This window comes from Pseudomonas sp. 1D4 (genome assembly GCF_001728925.1).
Classification (GTDB): Bacteria; Pseudomonadota; Gammaproteobacteria; order Pseudomonadales; family Pseudomonadaceae; genus Metapseudomonas; species Metapseudomonas otitidis.
Genome location: NZ_LXJQ01000003.1, coordinates 20,946 through 36,910, shown reverse-complemented (window position 1 = coordinate 36,910; position 15,965 = coordinate 20,946). Strand labels below are relative to the sequence as shown.

At 66.2% G+C, this 15,965-nt stretch carries 12 protein-coding genes; 3 read left to right on the top strand and 9 right to left on the bottom strand.

Features of this window, described 5'->3' with window-relative positions; translation table 11 throughout:
- Positions 1 to 59: 59 nt before the first annotated feature.
- The 3 genes from A7D27_RS02315 to A7D27_RS02305 all read right to left on the bottom strand — a co-directional run bounded on the left by A7D27_RS02315 (position 60) and on the right by A7D27_RS02305 (position 2,690).
- A complete protein-coding gene (locus A7D27_RS02315; RefSeq protein WP_069562280.1) occupies positions 60 to 758 on the bottom strand; it encodes an OmpA family protein in 699 nt (232 codons plus the stop codon).
- 225 nt (positions 759 to 983) lie between these two features.
- Entirely contained in the window at positions 984 to 1,625 is a 642-nt protein-coding gene (locus A7D27_RS02310; RefSeq protein ID WP_069562279.1) for an MBL fold metallo-hydrolase, read from the bottom strand.
- 45 nt (positions 1,626 to 1,670) lie between these two features.
- The gene (locus A7D27_RS02305) at positions 1,671 to 2,690 is read right to left on the bottom strand and encodes an AraC family transcriptional regulator (RefSeq protein WP_069562278.1); all 1,020 of its coding nucleotides are present in this window, start codon (positions 2,688 to 2,690) and stop codon (positions 1,671 to 1,673) included.
- A gap of 123 nt (positions 2,691 to 2,813) precedes the next feature.
- Between A7D27_RS02305 and A7D27_RS02300 the strand changes: the two genes are divergently transcribed.
- On the top strand, positions 2,814 to 3,647 hold the full coding sequence (locus A7D27_RS02300; protein ID WP_069562277.1) for a metal-dependent hydrolase: 834 nt from the start codon (positions 2,814 to 2,816) through the stop codon (positions 3,645 to 3,647).
- 195 nt (positions 3,648 to 3,842) lie between these two features.
- Here the strand turns inward: A7D27_RS02300 and A7D27_RS02295 are convergent, their stop codons facing one another.
- Entirely contained in the window at positions 3,843 to 4,784 is a 942-nt protein-coding gene (locus A7D27_RS02295; RefSeq protein WP_069563974.1) for an alpha/beta fold hydrolase, read from the bottom strand.
- 81 nt (positions 4,785 to 4,865) lie between these two features.
- Positions 4,866 to 5,537: a TetR/AcrR family transcriptional regulator gene (locus A7D27_RS02290; RefSeq protein ID WP_069563973.1), complete on the bottom strand. Its 672-nt coding sequence runs from the start codon at positions 5,535 to 5,537 to the stop codon at positions 4,866 to 4,868.
- Between the two features lie 84 nt (positions 5,538 to 5,621).
- Here A7D27_RS02290 and A7D27_RS02285 point away from each other — a divergent pair, with 84 nt between their 5' ends.
- Positions 5,622 to 6,488 (top strand): hypothetical protein, encoded by an 867-nt coding sequence (locus A7D27_RS02285; protein WP_069563972.1) that lies wholly within the window; start codon positions 5,622 to 5,624, stop codon positions 6,486 to 6,488.
- Here A7D27_RS02285 and A7D27_RS02280 read toward each other — a convergent pair.
- From A7D27_RS02280 to A7D27_RS02265, 4 genes are all read right to left on the bottom strand, one after another.
- On the bottom strand, positions 6,477 to 9,212 hold the full coding sequence (locus tag A7D27_RS02280) for a LuxR C-terminal-related transcriptional regulator (RefSeq protein ID WP_069563971.1): 2,736 nt from the start codon (positions 9,210 to 9,212) through the stop codon (positions 6,477 to 6,479). The genes A7D27_RS02285 and A7D27_RS02280 overlap by 12 nt on opposite strands.
- Before the next feature lie 146 nt (positions 9,213 to 9,358).
- Positions 9,359 to 10,726: a DUF1329 domain-containing protein gene (locus A7D27_RS02275; protein ID WP_069562272.1), complete on the bottom strand. Its 1,368-nt coding sequence runs from the start codon at positions 10,724 to 10,726 to the stop codon at positions 9,359 to 9,361.
- Positions 10,727 to 10,752: 26 nt separating this feature from the next.
- Positions 10,753 to 12,663, bottom strand: a complete 1,911-nt coding sequence (locus A7D27_RS02270; RefSeq protein WP_069563970.1) for a DUF1302 domain-containing protein — start codon at positions 12,661 to 12,663, stop codon at positions 10,753 to 10,755.
- Positions 12,664 to 12,914: 251 nt separating this feature from the next.
- The gene (locus A7D27_RS02265; RefSeq protein WP_069563969.1) at positions 12,915 to 14,597 is read right to left on the bottom strand and encodes a fatty acid--CoA ligase; all 1,683 of its coding nucleotides are present in this window, start codon (positions 14,595 to 14,597) and stop codon (positions 12,915 to 12,917) included.
- A gap of 179 nt (positions 14,598 to 14,776) precedes the next feature.
- Between A7D27_RS02265 and A7D27_RS02260 the strand changes: the two genes are divergently transcribed.
- Positions 14,777 to 15,952, top strand: coding sequence for an acetyl-CoA C-acyltransferase (locus A7D27_RS02260; protein WP_069563968.1), 1,176 nt, complete (start codon positions 14,777 to 14,779; stop codon positions 15,950 to 15,952).
- Positions 15,953 to 15,965: the final 13 nt, after the last annotated feature.

Here is a 15,965-nt window from a genome sequence, read left to right as displayed (position 1 = left end):
CGCCATCCCGGGCGGGTGCGCGAGGCCATGAAGTGGTGGCCTGTATCAGGCCGGGAGGATCAATACTGCTGGGGAGCCTGGGCACCGGGGATGGGGGTCAGCCTGATTTCCACCCGGCGGTTCTGCGAGCGGCCGGCTTCGGTGGTGTTGCTGGCGACCGGCTGGTCCGGCCCCATGCCACGAGAACTCAGACGACCGGGCTCGACACCCTGAGCCATCAGGTAGTTGGCCACGCTCTGTGCCCGCAACTGCGAGAGGTTGACGTTGTACTGGTGGCTGCCGGTGCTGTCGGTGTGGCCGACGATCTCGATGTTGTTCTGGTTGTACTGCTTGAACGACGAGGCGAGGTTGTTCAACGGGCCATAGAAGTTGCTGGCGATGTCCGCCGAGTTGGTGGCGAAGGTGATGTTGCCGGGCATCACCAGGTTGATGCTGTCGCCCTGGCGCTGCACCTGGACGCCGGTGCCTTCCATGCTGCGACGCAGCTCCGCTTCCTGCTTGTCGACGTAGTAGCCGTAGCCCGCGCCCGCCGCACCGGCGACCGCTGCGCCGATCAGCGCGCCCTTGCCCCGGTTCTTGTGGTTGATGGCAGCACCGGCGACGGCACCGGCCAGGGCGCCCAGCCCGCCGTAGGTGGCGGTCTTGCTCATGCCCTGGCGGGGCGCCTGGCCCTGGTTCTCATAGGGATTCTGCGAAGCACAACCTGACAAGGTGGCCACGGCGAGGGCGGCGACGATCAGGCGACGCATGGTGAACATGGACTCTCTACTCCTGTGTGACAGGCAACCCAGTGGACTGCCGACGGATAAGCAGGCAATTGAAAAACTAACTGCATTGCCGCTGCGGCGTTGAAAACGCCCTCAAAATGCTCATTTACACACGTAAACTGCGCCTTTTTCGGCCGATTTCGCCTGGCATCGGCTGCCTCGTCTACGTTTTTCAACAGCCTGTTAGAGCATGGCCCCCTACGGAAATTCCGTGCCTCAGGCTCGGACGAACGGGTTTTCGCGCATTTCGTCGCCCAGCCGGGTGTCGGGGCCGTGGCCGGTGACCACGGTGGCCTCCTCGTCCAGGGTGTAGAGGCGACCCTTTATGGAGCGTTCGATAGTGGCGTAGTCACCGCCCCACAGGTCGGTGCGGCCGATGCCCCGGCGGAACAGGGTATCGCCGGCGATCAGCAGCCTGGCCTCGGGGAACCAGAAGCTCATGGAGCCAGGAGTGTGCCCAGGGGTGTGCAGTGCCACGCCACAGCCACAGGCCAGCTCCTCATCGTCGGCCAGCCACTGGTCGGGCGCCGGCACCGGTTTGTAGGGCACGCCGAACAGGCGGCACTGCATCTCCAGGTTGTCCCAGAGGAACTGGTCTTCCTTGTGCAGGTGCAGAGTGGCGCCGGTGGCCTTCTTCAGCTCGCCGGAGGCGAGGAAGTGATCCAGGTGCGCGTGGGTGTGGATGATGCTGACCAGCTTCAGGCCATGGGCCTCCAGGCGGGCGATGATCTGCTCATGGTTGCCGCCCGGGTCGACGACGATGGCCTTCTTGCTGACCGGGTCACCGATCAGGGTGCAGTTGCACTGCAGCGGGCCGACGGGGAAGGTTTCACGGATCAGGGCGGTGGACGGGTTCATCGGGCATCTCCGGGGCGGCGCTCTGCGGCGCCTGGTGCGGGTCGATCAAGGGTCGGCACGATAATCGCTCGGCAGCCTGCCCGTCCATTTGCGAAAGGCGCGGCGGAAGTTGGAGGGGTCGCTGAACCCCAGCAGCGCGGCGATCTCGAACAGCGGCAGGTGGGTGGTGGTGAGGTACTGCAGGGCCAGCCCCTTGCGCACTTCGTCGAGCACCTGCTGGTAGCTGGTGCCCATGGCCGCCAGGTGCCGGCGCAGGCTGCGGCCGCTGGTGTGCAGGGCACGGGCGGCGCTGTCCAGGTCGGGGAAGCCGCCGGGGCGGGTGAGCAGCAGGCGGCGCACGCGGGTCAGCAGCGCGTCCTGCACGTCGAGGGTGGCGAGGATGGCCTCGCACTGCTGCTCGCACATCTGCACCGTGGCCGGGTTGGCCAGGGCCATGGGGCGGTCAAGGTAGTGCGTGGGCAGGCTCATCCAGTGGCAGGGCTGGTCGAAGGCCACCGGGGCGCCGAACACCGCTTCGTAGCGCTCGGCGTAGTCCGGCGCGGGGTGGGCGAAGCCCACCTGCAGCCCCAGCAGCGGCTCGGCGACGAGGAAGCGGGCGATGGTGCAGAAACTGGTCAGCAGGCCCTCGCCGGCGAAGCGCCCCAGTGGCCCCATGGGGAAGGACTCGGTGGCCTCCAGCCGCAGGCAGTCACCCTGCTCCACCAGCTCCAGCTCATAGGCCAGGCCCAGCACCCGGTAATACTTCATGGCGAACTGCAGCGCCCGCCCGAGGTTGGCGCTGGAGAGCACCGCGTAACCGAGGATGCCGTGGGTGGAGACGTTGAGCCGCTGGCCCAGCACCAGGCCCAGAGCCGGCTCGTTGCACTGCACCAGGGCAGCGGTGGCCAGCAGATTGAAGTCGACGAAGGAGAGCCGTGCGTTGGGGCTCTGCAGCACTTCCGGGCGCACGCGGGCGGCGCTGAACAGCGCCTCGCGGGTGACGCCCAGCTCTTCGGCCAGGCTCAGCAGGGCTTCGGCATAGGCAACCGGAACGAGCTCGGCGGAGAAGGTCAGCGGCTGTTTCATGGGGTCTTCTTATGGGTCGGCCGTGGCCAGATATGACCTGACAATTGGCAGAAGATAACCTTGTCCGACAAAGCCCCGCAAGCGAGAGTGCGGCCGTGGTTTGAACCGACTCAGGGAGTCCCCATGACCAGCACGACCCCAGAAGGTTTGGTAATCCGCCCGCGTCACATGGATTTCGACCTGCCCAATCCGATGCCCCGCCACTGGCACAGCGGCGATGCCTTCAAGACCCACCTGTTCGACGCCATGTCGGTGCTCTTTCCCGATGGCGAGCGCTTCTTCATCGACTCGGTGCGGCACTTCCGCGACGAGATCACCGACCCGGTGCTGAAGGAGCAGATCCGTGGCTTCATCGGCCAGGAAGGCCACCACAGCCGTGAGCACCTGGAGTACAGCGCCCGCCTGCGCGACCTGGGTTATGACGTGGGGCGCATCGAGCGCCGCGCCCAGGCGCGCATCCGTTACACCCAGAAGAAGTTCTCGCCGCGCCGGCAACTGGCCGCCACGGCGGCCTTGGAGCACATCACCGCGATCATGGCGGACGGCCTGCTCAAGCACCCCGAGCACATCGCCGGTGCCCACCCGACCCTGGCCCGCCTGTGGCGCTGGCACGCCCTGGAGGAGACGGAGCACAAGGCGGTGGCCTTCGACGTCTACAACCAGGTCTGTGGCAGCCGCAAGCTGCTGCGCCGGGCAATGATCATGGGCACCTTCTTCTTCATGCTCGACACCCATCGCGGGCTGATCCACATGCTCAAGCGCGACGGCCTGCTGTGGAACTGGCGTGTCTGGCGCGATGGCCTGAGCTGGATGTGGGGCAAGAACGGCATGTTCCGCCAACTGATCCCGGCGTACATGGACTTCTTCAAGAAGGGCTTCCACCCCTGGATCCACGACAACCGGGACCTGATGTACAAGACCCGGGAAGAGTTCGACGGGCTGCCCGCAGCGGCCTGATCCACCGGCAGTGATGCGCAACGGCCCTTCGGGGCCGTTTCGTTTCCAGGTTCAGGCCCCGTAGGGTGGGCTGAAGCCCACCCTACGCCTCCCCTACGCCAGCGCGATGACTACTCCACATACCTGACCGAAAACGCAGCTCCCGGGTGTTATCCACAGGCGGAAGCGGCGCTCGCTTGGTTGCTGTGCTCGGGCTCAGCCCTGCAGGAACCGCAGTGCATCGGCAGCCGTCTGCTCGGGGATTTCTTCCATGGGGATGTGCCCGACGCCCGGGTAGGTGAGCACCTGGATGCCCGGTACGTCGCGCTGCCAGAGCGGTACGTGCTTGGGCGAGATCCAGCGGTCGCGCTCGCCCCACATCAGCAGGGTGGGTGCCTGGAGGGCCGCGACGCGCTCGGGGGTGCCTGCCAGCTCGTCCTTGTTGACCTTCAGCAGCACGCGGAAGATCTCCATCATCGCGCGGCGGTTGCCGGGACGGCGGGTCAGGTCGTAGTAGCGGTCCACCACGCCGGGCTTGATCCGCCCCGGCTCGCCGTAGACCTCCTTGATGCCCTGGGCGATCAGCGCGCGGGGCATCCACATCGGCATCGCCACAGTGGCGCCCGGCAGCGCAGCGGCGGCGATCATCCAGGGCACCTTGCGCATCGGGTAGCCGGCCGGGTCCACCAGCACCAGGCGGTTGACCCGGTGCGGCTGCGCCAGGGCGAAGTTCCAGGCGATGTAACCGCCCAGGGAGTTGCCGGCGATGGAGGCCTTATCCACCCGCAGGTGATCCAGCAGCAGGCCGAGGATGCGCACCATGCGCTCGCCGGAGTAGTCACCGCTGCGCTTGGGGCCGGTCAGGCCGAAGCCGGGGACGTCGAAGCGGATGATCCGGTAGTGCGGCGCGAAGGCCTTCACCCAGCCATCCCAGGTGTGCAGCGAGGCGACCACGCCGTGGATCATCACCAACGCCGGTTTGTCCCGGCTGCCTTCGTCGCGGTAGTGGACGTTGAAGCCGTCCAGTTCGATGTAGCGCGAGCCGGACTCGGCGTTGCCGTAGCGGGACTTGAGCCGGTCGAGCGGCAGCGAACCGAAGCCCAGGCGGGCAACGCCGACGGCCAGCGGGGGCATCATCGGCAGGCTGGTGGCGGTCATGGGAGGCACCTCGTGGTTGTTATTGTCGGTGCCTTATCAGAGCACGCCCCCACGGAGCCGGTGGCCCAGCCTAAGGTTGTGTCACACCGGCCCGGCCTGGGGGCGCAGGGCGGCGATCAGCAGGTCGCCGAGCACCGCCGTGGCCTGCTCGATCTGCGCACGGGGCGCGGCGCTGGCGAGCAGGTCGAGGGAGGCGGCCTCCAGCGCCCAGATCAACGCCCGCCCGGTGAGTGGCTCCAGGGCCGGCCCGCTGATCCGCAGGCGTTCGTCGAGCAGCGCCACCAGCGCTTCATGGGCCCGCCGGCGGTGGCTGGCAAGGGGCGAGCCGCTGCGCATGGCCTCCTCCTGCATCAGGCGGATGATCGGCCCGACGGCCAGGTGGTAGTCGAAGAAGCAGCGCACCATGGCGCGCAGCCAGGCCTCGTCGCTGCCGCTGGCTTCGCGCAGGGCGCGGAAGCGTTCCAGCAGCAGCACCACCGAGGTCTGGTAGATGCACGCCAGCACGTCCATCTTGTTGGCGAAGTGCTTGTAGAAGGTGCGCCGCGACACCCGCGCCGCCTCCAGCAGGTCGTTCACCGTGGTGTCGTCGATGCCCTTGCGGGCGAACACCGGGATGGCCGCCAGCTGGATGTTGGTCTTCAGCAGGTGCCCCACCAGCGGACCGCCGCCCTCCCCTTGCTGGCGCGCCACGGCGCCGTAGCCGCCGAGGTCCTCGAACACCGCCAGAACGGCCCCACGCTCGCCCCCTTCCATCACGTCTCCTCACCGAACCAAGGCGCGGGTGACGGCGCCACGCCGCCTCGCTACTCTTGGCGCGCCCCTTCCCGCCGGACCCGAATGCCGATGACGCTATCACGCCGCCTGCCCTGGCCGCTGGCCATCCTTTTGCTGGTGCTGTGCCTGCCGGCCGGCGCTGCCGACCTGTACTACCTGGGGCAGAAACTGCCGGACCTGCAGCGCCCCTGGGGCAGCCTGGAGTACCAGCAGCTGATCGAGGCCCTGGAGCGCATCGACAAGACCCAGGCCAACGCCCTGCCCCGCCGCAGCGGCGAGTTCACCGGGCCGATCTACCAGCGCATGGTCAATGAAGAGAACTTCAAGCCGCAGCTGAACATCTACGCCCCGCTGGAGCTGCGCCAGAACGAGGCGCGGGAGGTGCTGTTCCGCCTCAAGGAGCTGATGCGCCTGTACTTCGACTTCAAGGCCCCACAGCAACCCTACGGCGCCGAAGCGCTGGGGCTGATGAGCTACTCCCTGCGCCAGCAGGCAGTGCTGTTCTCCTTGACGGTGGAGTTCTGGATGACCCTCTCGGAGAGCGAGCAGACCAGCGCGATCCGCCTCCAGGGCCTGCAGGAGACCAAGGACGCCGCCGCCATGCTCACCTCCAGCGCGCTGGACTACCTGGGCCTGACCAAGCAGTTCAACCGCGAGGACCTGGTGCTCTACGGCGCCGAGCTGGCCAAGCAACTGCCGGAGCTGTACATCCACCTGCGCAGCGAGGTACGCGCCCAGTTGCTGGCACGGGTCGGCGAGCTGGCGGAGAAGCACCCCTATCCCGAGGTGCGCGCCAGCATGAGCAGCCTGCTGCCGGTGCTGGCCGGCATCCAGCAGGATGTGGAAAAGCAACTGGCACAGCCACCGAAGGCCAAGCCGGCGGCACCGGCCCTGGACCTCAGCGCGCCGCCGGCAGCCTCAGCGCAATAGACCCAGGGCCTTGGCCCGGGCCACGGCCTGGGTGCGCCGCTCGACCCCGAGCTTGCCGTTGATGTGGCGGGCGTGGGTCTTCACCGTGTGCAGCGAGATGAACAGCCGCTCGCTGATCTCCTGGTTGGAGCAACCCTGGGCGATCAACTGCAATACCGCCAGCTCGCGGGTGCTGAGCATCTCCCCACTGCCCAGCGACTCGCCAGGCACGTCGCCCGCCGAGTCGCCGAGGTGCTCCAGCAAGGTGGCCTGGGGGCCATCCGGGCGCGCGGCGATCTGTTCACGCAGCCAGCCGCTGCGCTGGCTCAGCAACAGGTGGAACGGCAGCAAGGCGCCGCCGGCCATGGCGTCGAATGCGCTGCCCAGGGCGAGCGACGCTTCGCGCTCCTTGCCCATTTCCAGCAGCAGGTGCACCAGCGCGACTTGCGCGAACTGAGCCAACAGCAATGCCCCGGCTTCCCGGGCGCGCAGTGCCAGGGCCCGCAGGCGACGCTCGGCCTCGGCGGCACGCCCCTCCGCCCGGGCCAGGGCGGCCTGCTGCAATTCGACGTACATCGGCAGTTGCGGGTGGAACTCCGGCGCGGCGGCCGGCTGCTCGCCGCCATAGGTTTCCGACAGCCGCACCAGCCAGGCGTTGGCCAGTTCCAGTTGTCCCTGGGCCAACCACAGCTCGCACTTCACCAGGGTGGCCATGGCCAGGTAGTAGACCGGGGGAATGTCCCAGATGTGCATCAGCCGCTCGGCCTCGGCGAGCAGGGCGAAGGCGGTGGCGAAGCGGCCTTGGCGCCCTTCCAGGCTGGCCAGCACGGCGTAGCCGGTGAGCAGGCTGATGTCGCGACAGGCACGGGCTTCGGCGATCCCGGCGAGCAGGCGGCTGCGCGCCGCCTCGGGTTGCAGCCGCTGGGCCAGCAGGTAGCCCTCGTACATCATCAACCGTGCCCGTGCGGCGTAGTGGCGTTGGGGTGACAGGTCGCGCAGGCAGTCGAGGCCCAGTTGCACCTCCAGGCAGGCCCGGTGCACCTCACCACGGGCGTGCAGCAGGCGCGAGCGGTCGTAGTGTGCGACGGCTTCGAACAGCGGGTTGCCGATGCGCTGGGCCAGCTCCAGGGCATCCCGGCTCAGGCCCCGGGCACGCCACAGGTCGCCGCGCACCACGGCGATATTGGCCAGGGTCGACAGGCACAACAGACGCTGGCCGTAGCGTTCGGGACTGAGGGCGGCGACCGCTTCGGCACAGTGACGCTCGGCCAGGTCGATGTCACCACGACCTCGGGCGATCACGCCGCTGAGAGTGAGCCACTGGGACAGCAGGTTCTGCTGGGCCTGGGCGCTGGGCGCGGGCAGGAAGCGCGACAACTGAGCACCCAGCTCCTCGGCTGCATCCAACTGGCAGGCCAGGGCCAGCGAGAGGCTGTAGAGCATGATCAGCCGCGGGGTGCTGACCAGCAGGCTGTCGGGCAGGTCCATCTTCCAGCGCAGCAGCATGGCGATGTTCTGCTCGGCCAACAGCTGCTCCTCGGAGAGGTTCTGCACCAGGCTGGCGGCCACGTCGGGCTGGCCGGCGCGCAAGGCCTGTTCGATGGCTTCGTCCAGCAACCCCTGGGCGCTGAACCAGCGGCAGGCGCGCAGGTGCAGGCTGGCCTGGGGCAGGCTGCCGGCGCCGGTCGGCCGCGCCCGCAGCAGGTCGGAGAACAGGTGGTGGTAACGGAACCAGCGGCCGTGCTCGTCCAGCGGGACGAGGAACACCTGGTTGGCCTGCAGCTGCTGGAGCAGCGCGGCACTGTCGTGGCTGTCGCGCACGGCATCGCAGAGTTCGGCACAGAAGCGGTCGAGGCAGGCGGTGTCATAAAGGAAGGTCTGGATGTCCGCCCCCTGCCGCTCGATCACCTCTTCCAGGAGGTAGTCGCGGATCAGCCCCTCGTCACCGTGGGGGCCACGGGCCAGGGCCTGGGTATCGCCTTCGTCCTGGCTGGCCAGCAGCCACAGACGCAGGCCGGCGGCCCAGCCTTCGCTGCGCGACAGCAGGTGTTCGAGGCCGGCGCCCTCCAGCTCGATGCCCTGGGCCTGGAGCAGTGCGGCGCTCTCCGCCTCGGTCAGGCGCAGGTCCTGCTCGTTGAGTTCCACCAGTTGCCGCGACAGGCGCAGGCGCGCCAGGTGCCAGTCCGGGCGCTGGCGGCTGGTCACCAGCAGCACCAGGCCGGCAGGCAGGTGGTTGAGGACGAACTGCAGGCAGCGGTCGAGCACGGCGCCCTGGGCCAGGTGGTAGTCGTCGAGCACCAGCAGCACGGGTTGGTGGGGATCGAGCCGGGCGGAAAGTTCGTCCAGCAGTCCGTCGATCCATTGCTCGAAGGCAAAGGGCTGGTGGCGCTGGCGCAGTTTCAGCAGGCCCATGGCCTCCTCGCCCAGCCCGGGCAGGATCTGGCGCAGGCCGTCGAGCAGGCGTTCGAGGAAGCGCCCGGGGTCATTGTCCCGACACCCGAGCCCGAGCCACAGCGTGCGCCAGGCTTGGGGCAACCCTTCGCAGAACTCGATGGCCAGGGAACTCTTGCCGAACCCGGCCGGGGCGCTGACCAGCAGCAGGCGGCCGGAAAGACCGTCGACCAGGCGGTCACACAGACGGGGGCGGGACAGGTGTCCGGCCGGCAACGGAGGTCGGAAGAAGCGTTCGCCCACCACCGGCATGGCAGTGGGCGCGAAGGACCGCGAACTGGAAAGGTCTGTCATCACCCGGCTTCTAGTAATGGTTATGCCGCGGGGGCGGGACGTGGTGGCAGCCTATCCCCTCGGCCGATTCATTTGAAGTACCCGGGGAAATCATGGACAAGAAAAAGCCGGCCCGAGGGCCGGCTTTTTTACAACGTCCTACAGGATCAGCGAACGCCAGCTTGACGCAGGGCCGCCGGGGTGTAGTCGCTCTCGGACGCGCTGTAGTTGAAGTCGTAGGACTGTTTCTCCTCGTTCTTCATGCCCAGGGCCAGGTAGCGGCCGGAGAGCAGGTCGTACAGGGTTTCCACGGCGTACCAGGGCACCTGCTTGTCGTAGTAGTACTCGGCATGAGCCTCGGCGACGCGCCACAGGGTGCCACGGCCGTCGTAGTGGTCGATGGCAGCGGCTTGCCAGGTGTCTTCGTCGATGTAGAAGTCACGCTTGGCGTAGATGTGGCGCTCGCCCGACTTCAGGGTGGCGACGACGTGCCACACGCGGTGCAGCTCGTAGCGGGCCAGGTCCTGGTTGATGTGGCCGGCCTTGATGATGTCGTCGTACTTCAGCTTCGGCGAGTCCAGGCGGTAGCTGTTGTAGGGGATGTAGATCTCCTTCTTGCCTTCCAGCTTCCAGTCGTAGCGGTCGGGCGCACCGTTGTACATGTCGAAGTTGTCGGAGGTACGCAGGCCGTCGGCGGCGGTGCCCGGGCCGTCGTAGGACACCTGCGGTGCACGACGGACGCGGCGTTGGCCGGCGTTGTACAGCCACGCCAGGCGCGGCTCCTTCACCTGGTTGAGGGTTTCGTGCACCAGCAGCACGTTACCGGCCAGGCGCGAGGGCGCTGTCACGCGCTGCTTGAAGTAGAACAGCACGTTGCTGGGCTTGTTCGGGTCGTAGTCCTTCAGCTTGTCGCGGAAGGTGAACTCGTCCTGGAAGTACACCAGGCTGTAGGAGCCGTTGGGCTGCGGGGTTGCCTGGGTCACCAGGCGACGCACGCTGCCGCCCCGGTAGCGGGTGATGTGGTTCCAGATCGCTTCCAGGCCGTTCTGCGGGATCGGGAACGGGTTGGCGAGCTTGAAGTTCTCCAGGCCGTTGCCACCCTCCACCAGCTTGGTGGCCGTGGCGTTGGCCTTGGCGGCGGCGAGTACGTCAGCCGGTACGGTGGCCGAGCGATGGGTGGGGAACACCGGCATCCTGTAGGAGTCCGGGTAGCGCTTGAACATGGCGTACTGGCCGGGGGTCAGCTTGTCCTTGTACTGGTCCACGTTCTGCGCGGTGATGGTGAACAGCGGCTTCTCGCTGGCGAAGGGGTCGGCGAGGAAACCACGGTCATCCACCGCACCGGCGTTCTGCGGCAGGCCGCCTGTCCACTCGGGGATGCTGCCATCAGCATTGCCGGCCTTCTCCGCACCCAGCGGGGTCAGGCTGGTGCCCAGCTTGGCCGCCTCGTCGGCCGGCACCGCCGCCATGACGGCGGAGGCCAGCAGCGACAGCGCCAGGGCACCGGTTTGCAGAAGAGTCTTTGTTGTTTTCATGGTGAGTCCTTGTCTTCCGGAGCCGCTTAGAAGTTCATGCCGAAGCTGAGCGCGAGGAAGTCGCGGTCAGTCAGGGTGTTGTACTTGCCGCCGAAGAAGTCGGTGTAGCTGAGGCTGGCGGTGTAGGTGTTCTGGTACTCGGCGTCCAGGCCCAGGCTCACGGCCTTGGCGCCTTCGGTGAAGGAGCCGTTCGGGCCATGGCCATGGACGTCATGGGACCAAGCCACGTTAGGCTTCAGGTTGATACCAGCGAAGACGTCGTTGTAATCCCAGACTGCGCGGGCGCGATATCCCCAAGAGTTACTGGTAACGAAACCTTCGTCCTCACAGTACTTGGTCAGGTTCTTGGCGCTGGCACTGCCCAATGTACTTAGATTGAGGGCGCGGCACTGATCGTTCGGCAGCGGCCCGGGACCGTAGATGGGGTCACGGCCGTAACGGGCCTTGCTGGTGCTTTCGAGCCCCCCGACATGGGTGAAGCCCACCTCGCCCACAAGCGTTAACCGCTCGGCCCCCATCACTTGATCAAAGAAGTGAGTAAAGGTGGTCTGGAACTGGCTGATTTCCTTACGGCGGTAACCATGCTGAACGGTATCTGGCCTTCCGGTCAGAACCGATGCACTGGGATTAAGAGGTGATAGCCCCGAATAGAGAATGTCCGTGCTATTCAGCTGTACAGGAGCATTTGGCCGATAGCTGAACTCGCCACTCCAGGCAGTGCCGGTAGGCAGCGTGGTAGAGAAGCTGATGCCATAAAGCCTGATGTCTTCGGGGTACTCCATGAAGTACTTACCATTACCTGCCACGACAACTGGCAGCAGGCTCGGCGCCAAGGCACTCGCAGTTCCCAGCGGAATGCCGGCGGCAACAAGCTGCCCAACCAGGGATGCCGCACTGTAAGAGCCAGCCGGAGACCCAATACCACTGAAGATCGGCGCTCGGCTGTGATAGTTCATGAAATAGAAGCCGAACTCGGTGTCCAGACTCGGCGAGAAGTAACGAAGCGCCGTCCCCCACTGCCCGCTGTCACGGGCATCGTCGTCACCTGCACGGGCAACGATCGCTCCCTCATCGGGATTTCCCCAGCGCACTCCGTTGTTCTGAATGACATTGAGTGCAGAGCTCGGAATACCAGCCGCTTGGAGCGAACTGCGAGTCCCTAGAACCGCGAGATTGCTGTCGCAGCCATCCGCGACGATGTCAGGCTGAGCAAAGAAAGTGCCGCAGTTGTCGGTAACGGTCTGGTCCCACTCCAACTGATAGAAAGCCTCAGCAGACAGATTCTCGGTCAGGCTCTGGGACACGTAGAACATGTTGACCGGAATCAGACCCTCCTTGACCTCCGCGCCCGGGCGACGGAAGGCGGAAACGTCGATCGGGTTGATCGAGTTGATGCCGTTCTGGATGAAGGTGCTCTCACCCCAGCTCACCACCTGCTTGCCCAGGCGCACGGAGCCCGGCAGGTCAGCGATGTTGTAGTTGTGATAGATGAAGGCGTCGAGGATCTGGCCACCGGAGGACTGAGCAGCTTCCTTGCGGTTGCTGTCGTCGATGTCCTTGAACAGGCGGCTCTCGTCCTTCAGTTCGAAGTCGTACCAGTACTTGCCACGGATGAAGACGCCGGTATCCCCATACTTCAGCTCCAGGTCGTGGATGCCCTTGAAGATCTTCGAGAAGGTCTCGCCGCGCTTGAAGTTCAGGTGCGAGTCGTCGGAGGTCTGCGACAGGCCGCGACCGCCATTGTTCGAACCGATCAGATCCTTGTCCGGGCTGGCCATGGACCAACTGGCCCCCACGGACAGCGACGAGTCGAACTGCCCCTCGATCTCACCGATGTTGAAGGTCACGCCGAATGCCGGAGCGGCGAGGGTGGATGCGAGGCTGACGGCTACGGGCAGCCGCGCCAGTCGCCAGATGGGTTTTCTAATTGTTGTCATCGACGCTACTCCATTTGTGTTTTTTGTTATGGAATGAGCGGACTATAGCCAGCGGGCTATACCGCTTGATCCCTCTAAAGTGTGATTTGCTGCCCTGCGTACGGCCCGAGTCGCTCTGGCTCGCAGGTTTGAAGACTAGACCGAAGTTGCGATAGGTAAAGGCGGGGGTGACGCGGCAAGAGGCCGCAATCACTGGGCCAAGCGTTTGCTTGGTGGCTGGGCCGGGCCTTTCGGCCCGACCCGAGGGTGGGTCAGAGAGCGGAGAGGAAGGCGCTGCCTGAGGCCTGCCATTGGGCGACGTCGACGCGGATACGTTTCTTGTCCAGTTTGCCCACGCTGGTCTTGGGAATTTCAGTAACAACGGCGATCTGGCTGGGAATGGCCCACTTGTTGATGTGGCCCTGCTCGACGAAGGGCTTGAGGTGCTCCTTCAGTTCCTTCGCGTCCAGGGCGCAGCCATCGCGGAGCACCAGCAGCGCGAACGGGCGCTCGCCCCACTGCGGATCGGGCACCCCGACCACCGCCACCTCGCGCACCGCCGGATGACGGCTGACCAGATCCTCCAGCGCCAGGGAAGAGATCCACTCGCCCCCGGTCTTGATCACGTCCTTGATGCGGTCGCGGATGTCGATGAAGCCCATGCCGTCCAGGGTCGCCACATCACCGGTGTGCAGCCAGCCGTGCTCCCACAGTTCCTCGCTCTTCTGCGGCTCGTTGAAGTAACCCTGGGTCAGCCAGGGTGCGCGCAGCACCAGCTCGCCCTGGGTCTCGCCATCCACCGGCAGCAGGTGCCCCTCGGCGTCCATGATGGCCGCCTCCACCAACGGCACCGGTACACCGGCCTTGATGCGGTAGGTGGTGCGCTCGTCCTCGCTGCCGGCACGCAGCTCTTCGTTGAGGTGGGCGACGGAGATCAGCGGGCAGGTCTCGGACATGCCGTAGGCTGCCGTGAGCTGGATGCCCCGGGCCTTGGCGGCTTCGTACAGGGCGCGGTTCAGCGCGCTGCCGCCGATGATCACCTTGAGCCCGCCGAAGTCATGGCCCTGGGCGCTCGGGGTGTTGAGCATCATCTGCAGGATGGTGGGCACGCAGTGGGAGAAGGTCACCTTCTCCTCGCGGATCAGCCGGCAGAGCATCTCCGGCTCGTAGCGCCCCGGGTAGACCTGCTTCACCCCCAGCATGGTGGCTACATAGGGCACGCCCCAGGCGTGAACGTGGAACATCGGGGTGATGGGCATGTAGACGTCGTCGGTGCCCATCAGGCGGATGCTGTCCAGCGCACCGATGGTGGAAGCCATGGACAGGGTATGTAGCACCAGTTGCCGATGGGTGAAGTACACCCCCTTCGGGTTGCCGGTGGTGCCGGTCGTATAGAAGGTGGTGGCGACGGAATCCTCGTCGAAATCCGGGAAGGCGTAACGGGGGCTGGCGGCGGCCATCAGCGTCTCGTACTCGCCGACGAGGTTCGGCAGGTCGGCGTGCTTGTCGGCCGTGTCGGTCAGCAGCAGGGTCTTCTCCACCGTGGCCAGCTGGCCTTCGATGGCCTTGTAGATCGGCACGAACTCGCTGTTGACCAGCACGAAGCGGTCCTCGGCGTGGTTCATGGTGTAGAGGATCTGGTCCGGGGAGAGGCGGATGTTGATGGTGTGCAGCACCGCGCCGATCATCGGGATGGCGAACATGCACTCCAGGTAGCGGTGGCTGTCCCAGTCCATCACCGCCACGGTGTCGCCGGCCTTCACTCCGGCCTCGGTCAGCACGTTGGCCAGGCGCGCCACGCGCTCGACGAAGGTGGCGTAGCTGTAGCGCACCTGGTCGCGGTAGACGATCTCCCGGGTCTTCTCGTAGCGGCTGCCGGAGAGCAGCAGACGCTTGATCAACAAGGGGTAGGTGTAGGCGTTGTCGGCCGGTTTGATGACTCGGGTCTGCACCATGGGAAAGCACCTGCGTACAAAGGGGTTTCATGTAGTCATGCGCACTCTAGAGCCCTCCGTCGAGGCCTCAATCAGTCAAAAGAATGATTTGCCACGTGACCCTTTGGCCACTTCCGGTCACGAGATAGAATCGCCCCACCCGGCCGGTCGCGGCCTGTCTCCACAGAGGAATCAAGAAGATGTCCGAGATCGTAATCGTCAGCGGCGCCCGCACCCCCATGGGCGGTTTCCAGGGCAGCCTCGCCGGTGTGTCCGCGGTCGACCTGGGCGCCCTGGCCATCCGTGAGGCCGTGGCCCGCGCCGGTATCGACGCCGCCGACGTGCAGGAAGTGATCATGGGTTGCGTGCTGCCCGCCGGCCTCAAGCAGGGCCCGGCCCGCCAGGCGTCCCTGAACGCCGGCCTGCCCGCCGCCATCGGCTGCACCACCATCAACAAGCTCTGCGGCTCCGGCATGAAGGCCGTGATGCTGGCCCACGACCTGCTCAAGGCCGGCACCAACAGCGTGATGGTCGCCGGCGGCATGGAGAGCATGTCCAACGCCCCCTACGTGCTGGAGAAGGCCCGCACCGGCCTGCGCATGGGCCACGGCGAGATCAAGGACCACATGTTCCTCGACGGCCTGGAAGACGCCCGCACCGGCCGCCTGATGGGCTCCTTCGCCCAGGAGACCGCCGACACGTACAACATCACCCGCGAGGAGATGGACGCCTACGCCATCGAGTCCCTCAAGCGCGCCCAGGCGGCCATCGCCGAGGGTGCCCTCGCCGCCGAGATCGTCCCGGTCACCGTCACCACCCGCAAGGGCGAGACCCTGGTGAAGGACGACGAGCAGCCGCTGACCGCCAACCTCGACAAGATCCCGACCCTGCGCCCGGCCTTCCGCAAGGACGGCACCATCACCGCCGCCAACGCCAGCTCCATCTCCGACGGTGCCAGCGCCCTGGTGCTGATGACCGCCGAGGAAGCCCAGCGCCGCGGCCTCAAGCCCCTGGCGAAGATCGTCGGCCACGCCACCCAGAGCCAGGACCCGAGCGAATTCACCCTCGCCCCCATCGGCGCCATGACCAACCTGTTCAGGAAGACCGGCTGGAGCAAGGACGACGTGGACCTGTTCGAGATCAACGAAGCCTTCGCCATGGTCACCATGCTCGCCATGCGCGAACACGGCCTCGACCACGCCAAGGTCAACGTCTACGGCGGTGCCTGCGCCCAGGGCCACCCGGTGGGCTCCACCGGCTCGCGCATCATCCTCACCCTGATCAACGCCCTGCGTAACACAGGTGGCAAGCGCGGCGTCGCCTCGCTGTGCATCGGCGGCGGCGAAGCCACTGCGGTGGCGGTGGAACTGCTGTAACCCGCCCGCGCGG